At 32.7% G+C, this 7525-nt stretch carries 7 protein-coding genes; all 7 read left to right on the forward strand.

The window, feature by feature from the left end:
* Window positions 1-553: 553 nt before the first annotated feature.
* The 7 genes from ACM6HU_RS22885 to ACM6HU_RS22915 all read left to right on the forward strand — a co-directional run bounded on the left by ACM6HU_RS22885 (window position 554) and on the right by ACM6HU_RS22915 (window position 7366).
* Window positions 554-1267, forward strand: a complete 714-nt coding sequence (locus tag ACM6HU_RS22885; protein WP_016117058.1) for a response regulator transcription factor — start codon at window positions 554-556, stop codon at window positions 1265-1267.
* Complete coding sequence (locus tag ACM6HU_RS22890; protein WP_016117057.1) at window positions 1257-2300, forward strand: sensor histidine kinase; 1044 nt, start codon at window positions 1257-1259, stop codon at window positions 2298-2300. The genes ACM6HU_RS22885 and ACM6HU_RS22890 overlap by 11 nt, the downstream gene beginning before the upstream one ends.
* A 46-nt stretch (window positions 2301-2346) precedes the next feature.
* On the forward strand, window positions 2347-3288 hold the full coding sequence (locus ACM6HU_RS22895; protein WP_033670936.1) for an ABC transporter ATP-binding protein: 942 nt from the start codon (window positions 2347-2349) through the stop codon (window positions 3286-3288).
* Window positions 3281-4018, forward strand: coding sequence for an ABC transporter permease (locus tag ACM6HU_RS22900; protein ID WP_016117055.1), 738 nt, complete (start codon window positions 3281-3283; stop codon window positions 4016-4018). The genes ACM6HU_RS22895 and ACM6HU_RS22900 overlap by 8 nt, the downstream gene beginning before the upstream one ends.
* A 214-nt stretch (window positions 4019-4232) precedes the next feature.
* The gene (locus ACM6HU_RS22905; protein ID WP_016117054.1) at window positions 4233-5756 is read left to right on the forward strand and encodes a serine hydrolase domain-containing protein; all 1524 of its coding nucleotides are present in this window, start codon (window positions 4233-4235) and stop codon (window positions 5754-5756) included.
* Window positions 5757-5789: 33 nt separating this feature from the next.
* Entirely contained in the window at window positions 5790-6587 is a 798-nt protein-coding gene (bacA, locus tag ACM6HU_RS22910; RefSeq protein ID WP_016117053.1) for an undecaprenyl-diphosphate phosphatase, read from the forward strand.
* A gap of 332 nt (window positions 6588-6919) precedes the next feature.
* Window positions 6920-7366 carry an ASCH domain-containing protein gene (locus ACM6HU_RS22915; RefSeq protein WP_033670935.1) on the forward strand — a complete coding sequence of 149 codons (447 nt, stop codon included), beginning with the start codon at window positions 6920-6922 and terminating at the stop codon, window positions 7364-7366.
* Window positions 7367-7525: the final 159 nt, after the last annotated feature.

The raw sequence follows: 7525 nt of genomic DNA on the forward strand, positions 1-7525 counted from the left end.
TTTGCGACTCCCTTATGTTAACACTTTCATGTTTCAATGTCAACTAAGTTTTTCATTTCGTTTGTCGCGTTTTGCGTTTTTTCTATCGGCGACTCGTATAATATTACACTTCAATATACTAATCGTCAATACCTTTTTTAAATATATTTAATTCACTCTTTTTGCATCAATGTATTATGAGAAAAAACGCATTGAAATTTCAATAGATAGAAACAAGAGCGTCCCTTTATCTAGTAATCTATTTCTCCAGGTAACTTTCAAGTTCATTACTCATTTCTCTATTTTAGAAGACATTCAAAATTATATACTTCCGTTTCACAACACTCTTATTCAAACTATCTTTGGGGAGTTCCCCTTATATTCAATCACTCCTAATCTCCCTCTTCTCGATTCCATACATCCTATTCCTTTCATCAAAACTAATAACCTTATTTTAACAATCAATAGTATATAATTAGATAGTTATTGTATTTTTTTATTACCGAGCCATACTACAACCTTTGTTTATACAAATTATACTATTAATAAAACTCTATTAGAAGCAGGTGACAATATGGAAGATATCCGTGTACTTATAGCAGACGATGAAAAAGAAATACGAGATTTATTAAAAAAATATCTAGAACGAGAATTATATACAGTAGATATCGCTATAAATGGCGCAGAAGCACTTCATTTATTTAATCAAAATAAATATAATCTGATCATACTAGATCTCATGATGCCTAAGATTGATGGTATCGAAGTATGTAGAAGACTTAGGGATAAAACAAACATCCCAATATTAATGCTTACTGCTAAAGATCATGAAGTGGATAAAGTTTTAGGTCTCAGCATAGGGGCAGACGATTACATCACAAAACCTTTTAGTATTCATGAAGTGGTCGCTAGAGTAAAAGCTCTTATGAGGCGTTTTTTCGTGTTAGGGAGTAACACTAGCACGCAGGACAAAACACTCCTAACATTTAAAGGGCTAACAATTGATGTGAAAAAGTACACAGTTAACGTAGATGGCGCAGAAATCTCTTTAACTGGAAAAGAATTAGAATTATTAAAGTTTTTTGCTTTAAACCCTGAACAAGTTTTTACAAAAACACAACTCTTCCGTAATGTTTGGGATAGTAATTATATAGAAGATGATAATACCATTATGGTGCACATTCGAAAGCTTAGAAAGAAAATCGAGGCTGACCCTTCCAATCCTAAATTCATCCAAACCGTCTGGGGCATCGGTTATAAATTTGTAGGTGAGAAGCATGAAGAATGATAAAGTTCTGTATCTTCTTCTATTGCAACTTTTAGCAATCACGGCACTCCTATCTATAGATATAAGTAACAATCAATTAGAAACAGGAAGATTAGCTTTATTTATTGCACTCTTCATTATGACAATCAGTCTTTTCTTTATAAGACTTCATTTTATCGAAAATCGAAAATCCATGGTTACCGGATTAAAACGTGCTATCAAGGGAAGTACACATGCTAGACTCTATACAAATAACGATCATTCATTGGATGAAGTAATTTTTTCTACAAATGAATTAATAACCGCGCTAGAAAAAGTACAAATTGAAGCTGTAAAATCTCATGAATCTAGAAAACAGCTCCTATCTAGTATTTCGCATGATATCCGGACACCCCTTACTTCTATTATTGGCTATGTTGATGCTTTAAAAGATGATATTGCTACTTCAGAAGAAGAGAAACGAGAATATCTTGAAATTATTTCAAAGAAATCAAGCAACTTAAAACAATTAGTTGATGAAATATTTAATATGGCCAAGCTAGATGCAGATGAATTTCCATTGAAGGAAGAGCCTCTCAATTTTGCTGAAATTGCTAGAGAATCTTTAATTGAATTTTTACCTGAACTAACAAAACATGATTTAGAGTTACAAGTTAGCATCCCAGAAACACCTTGTCCCGTTACAGCAGATTATCTTAGCCTTATACGAGTTATAGGTAACCTCATGAAAAATGCTATATATTACGGAAAATCCGGAAAGATAATAGGAATAAAACTCTTAGAGACCACTAATGAATATCAGCTGCTTATTTGGGATAAAGGACCTGGAATTTCAAAACATGATTTAAATAACGTATTTGAGAGAATGTACCGAAGTGAACAATCAAGGAACCATTCTCATGGTGGGAGTGGTCTAGGACTCGCTATCGCTAAAGCTCTCGTAGAAAAAAACGGCGGGAAAATATGGGTAGAAAGTATTCCGTGGGAAAGAACCACCTTTGGATTTTCTATCCCAAAACAAACCATTTTTAAGAAACAGTTAAGAAATGATTAAGTAGCAGTTAAATCCTCCTTTTTATCATGTAATTAAGAGCTTATTTATGGAAAGCAGGTGTTTCAGAGTGAATGCAATTATAAAGACAACAAATCTCACTAAGATTTATGACAAACAAAAATCAGTAGATAATCTAAATATAACTGTAAACCAAGGAGAGATTTACGGATTTATCGGGCGAAATGGTGCTGGTAAAACGACTACAATTCGAATGCTACTGGGATTAATAAAACCTACAAGCGGAAAAATCGAAATATTCGGAGAGGATTTATCTCGGAATCAAAAAGAAATTTTAAGGAGAATCGGTTCTATCGTTGAAGTGCCAGGGTTCTATGAAAACCTAACTGCAAGAGAGAATCTATTAATTAATGCAAAGATAATCGGGGTTCATAAAAAGGATGCGATTGGAGAAGCACTAGAAATTGTAGGCTTGCAGCATGAAACAAAAAAGTTAGTAGGAAAATACTCTTTAGGGATGAAACAGCGTTTAGGAATTGCAAGAGCTCTTCTCCATTATCCCGAACTGTTAATATTAGATGAACCAACTAATGGTTTAGATCCAATTGGTATTAAAGAAATGCGAAAGCTCATTAAATCTTTAGCACAAGAAAGAAATATAACGATATTAATTTCCAGCCATATTTTAGCTGAAGTCGAACAGCTAGTCGATCATATGGGAATTATTCATGAAGGAAAGTTATTAAAGGAAATTGCTCTTGATACACTTCGAAAAACAAATCGAAAATACTTAGAATTCCAAGTAAATAACGATAACAAAGCTGTAATGCTTTTAGAAAATCAATTTCATATTTCGGATTATGAAGTGCATGATGAGGGTAACATTCGCGTCTATTCCCATTTTGGGCAACAAGGACAAATTAATAAAACATTTGTCCAAAACGATATCGAAGTATTAAAAATTATGATGAGCGAAGATAGATTAGAAGATTACTTCACCAAATTAGTTGGAGGTGGAACAATTGGTTAATCTACTATACACAGAATTATTAAAATTAAAACGTTCTAACATGTTCTTAATTAGTATTATTGGAGCAGCTGTGGCACCTTTTATGGTAGTAGTAGCGTCATATGTACACATAAAAACAAAAAATCCTAATCCAACTATACTATTTGATAGACTGTTCTCTGATGTCAATCTATATACTGTTTTAATAATCGGAATCCCCCTATACGGTGTAGTGACTGCTTATCTCTTTAACCGGGAATATACGGAAGATACATTAAAAAATCTATTAACCATTCCTGTATCACGTATTAACTTTATTATAAGTAAATTCATCCTCCTATTTGTTTGGATTATGATGCTAACTATAGTTGCTTGGGGACTAACTTTATTATTAGGATTATTAGGAAACTTCTCTGGCTTCAGTAGCTCATTACTTCTGCAATCTTTAATGAAATTTTTAATGTGCGGCGGATTTCTTTTTATTTTATCAACCCCTATTGTACTGCTAACCCTTGTAATGAAAACTTATGTTCCGCCTATTATATTAACAATCGTTATAACGATGATAAATGTTATGACTGCAAACTCAGAGCACAAAGATTTATTTCCTTGGGCAGCAACAATCGATATAGTAAATAACGAACTGCAACCAACATATCCTCCGGAATATTCATATATCATCATTGCAGCTACATCTATTATCGGCTTTATCACAACAATATTCTATTTTAAAAAGGTTGATATTCATTAATCTAAGTAGATAAATTAAGGGTTTTATTAGTAGATGCGTTGTGTACCACTTAAAATCAGGCTTTTATTCAAAGTTGTTCCCACACCTCTCTTTTGTCCCCCCTGATAATTTTGAGGTGTGGGTCTAATTTCCGGTTATTTAGATTAAACACTCCCTATAAAAGATTTCAACCACTTTGTCATCTATTATTACCTACGGACAGGAGCTATTAAAGATGAATAAAAAGAAGATACTCTACCATTACCTTTCTATCAGTTTTTTAATACTAGTCTTTCTTATCCCATTCTCACAAATTAGCTTTGCTGAAAGTGAACAAACTAAAGAACAACGCATACAACAAATTGACCAATTTATTAAAGAACAACAAGAGCTTAGTCAAATACCAGGAATATCAGTAGTCATTGTCGAAAAAGGAAAAACTGTATATCAAGAAGGATTTGGGTACGCAGATTTAAAAACCCAAAAGGTTGTAAATGAAGATACTTTATTTGAGCTAGCTTCAACAAGTAAAGCTTTTACAGGTTTAGCTATTTTACAATTAGAAAAAGAGGACTTACTAAAAAGAACTGACGATATCACAAAATTTTTACCATGGCTAAAATTAACTTATAACGATAAACCAGGAAATATTACTTTAAATCATTTGCTTTATCAAACTAGCGGAATACCTTCTACCACTATTAGCGATATTCCCATCAGTACAGAGAATGATGCACTAGAAGCAACCGTCAAAACATTACAACACACAAAATTGGATCATAAGCCAGGAAGCTCTTTTGAATACGCAACTATTAATTATGATATTTTAGGACTTGTAATTGAAAAAGTGACAAAAAAGCCATATGAAGTTTATATGAAGCAAAACATCTTAAATCAAATTGGAATGAAAAATTCATTAGTAGGTTACTTACAAGGACAATCCAATGAGATGGCTACTGGGTATAAATTAAGATTTATGAGACCATATGCATATACACAACCTATCTATCGTGGTAATACACCCGCAGGTTATGTTATCAGTAATACAAATGATTTAGCAAAATGGATGAATCTTCAATTAGGAACTGAAACAAACGATTCCATTGATCCACAACTAATTTCGGATTCACATATCCCTGATAAGACAGTGAAACCAGTTGCTAATAATAGCTACTATGCCAGCGGATGGGTTGTTTTACAAAAAGACAAAAAAATTGTATTCCATGATGGAGAAAATCCAAACTTTTCGTCTTTTATTATAATGCAACCGGATGAACAAACAGGCGTAGCGGTGTTAGCAAATATGAAAAGTACATTTACTACATCAATTGGTCAAGGTGTTATAGATCTCTGGAACGGAAAGAACATTTCCGGTACACAGCAAATAGATAGCTTTCAAAAGGTAGATAAAATAGCAACCATAATATTCATTGTGACAGCGTGCTTAAGTATATTATTTATAATTTTAACCATAAGACTTATAAGAAGGTTATTACAAAAACGCCGAAATTGGACTTTATTAAACAAAAAGAAATTCATATTATTTCTCATAAATATATGTGTCGTTGCAGGGGGACTACTATTCTTTTTAAAACTCCCCAAAATACTACTTGGAGTACCTTGGTCGTTTGTTACAGTATGGGCTCCCGTTACAGTTACACTAACAATGTATAGCTTTATAACAGTTATAATTTTATATTCCATCTATACAAATTTAATGTTTTTCACTAAGAAAAACGTCAATAGATTTCTTTCATAGATTTTCATTAACATTTGACATAGGAGTGAAATTATGAGCGATACAATTATTGCCTTCATACTCGGTATTGTAGAAGGACTAGCAGAATTCCTACCTATTTCTTCTACTGGGCATCTTATACTAGTCGGACACTTATTAGGTTTTGAAGGAGAAAGAGCAAAAACATTTGAGATTGTCATACAATTAGGAGCAATTTTAGCTATTGCTTTTTTATATCACAAACGCCTTGTTTCCTTATGTAACATTAAGCCTCTCTTGCAGAAAGAGAAAAAATTCAATGCACTACATGTTTTCCTAGGTGTATTCCCAGCTGTAGTTGTTGGCTTACTATTACATGATGTAATCAAAACATACTTATTTCAGCCATATACTGTCGTTATCGGACTTGTAGCAGGAGCTATTCTTATGATTTTTGCAGAAGTTAAAAAACCTGAAGCTACCTCTTATTCATTAGATGATTTAACGTATCGTCAAGCATTAACAATTGGATTATTTCAATGTTTAGCGGTATATCCTGGTTTTTCAAGAGCTGGATCCACAATGTCTGGAGGATTGTTAGCAAAAGTGAATTATAACGCTGCATCAGAATTTTCTTTTCTTATCGCTCTTCCCGTCATGGTTGGTGCAACCGGTCTAGACTTATTAAAAAGTTGGGAACATTTAAGTATAGATGATATTCCAATGTTTGCAGTAGGATTTATTACTTCTTTTGTAGTAGCAATGTTAGCAGTAGTAACGTTTCTAAAGCTACTCTCGAAAATAGGTTTAAAACCTTTTGCCTATTATCGCATTTTGTTAGCTATTGTATTTACTATATTCGTATTGCTCTAACTATAGAAAGATCACCTATAAAAACACTAACTAACCGATATTCCTATGGAAGAATCGGTTAGTTGAAATTATACGACCCTAACAGACATACCTTCTCCATTTTAAAAAAAGATATGCTAAACAAAATCTCCATAAAAAGCGTTGGTTTTATTACTCGAAATAAATTATCTAATCTTAAAAACTTAAGTAGTTGTTTAAAATAACTTGACTTATTAATTCTGAATATTCTTTAATGTTATTATAGAGGTTTATAGGAGAGATAGATGACCAGAACCTTATGACAATGAATTATGTATTTGAATATATAATAGAGAAATAGGTGAATGATACAAATGAACCAATTAGCACAAAAGTATTGGGATGAGTATTGGAAGGAAAGTGAAAAACCTCAATCTGTCAGCGCATGGCAGTTCGGAGCATCTCCTGATTATCTTGCTCAATTAGTAATTGATGGCGTGAAAACAGCAACATGCTCTGGTCATATCTTCTATGAACTAGACAATGAGCCACTTCCAGCAATAAATGATTATAGTATTATCTTAAATAGCCAGGATGAGCCTGTAGCCATTATTAAAACAATAGAAGTAACTGTAACACCAATGAATGAAGTGCCCGAAGAATTTGCCATTGCAGAAGGCGAAGGTGATCGAACTTATGACTACTGGAAAGATACCCACACAAAGTTCTTTACCAAAGAATTGAATGCACTTGGACATGAGTTTTCTGAAGATATGCTACTCGTTTGTGAACGTTTTAAACTCATTGATGTAAAAAAATAAACATACCCACTTTTCAAATACAAGGTCATCACCTATGATTCAAAAAAACGCATAGGTGATGACCTTATCTTATTATCTCTAATGAAGAAGAAAATTTATGAACAGCTATGAAGAAAAATAAAATAAATACTTAGGTACACAAAGCATTTATTTTATTAA

It is taken from the genome of Bacillus sp. IT-79MI2 (assembly GCF_949768135.1).
GTDB classification, from domain to species: domain Bacteria; phylum Bacillota; class Bacilli; order Bacillales; family Bacillaceae_G; genus Bacillus_A; species Bacillus_A pseudomycoides.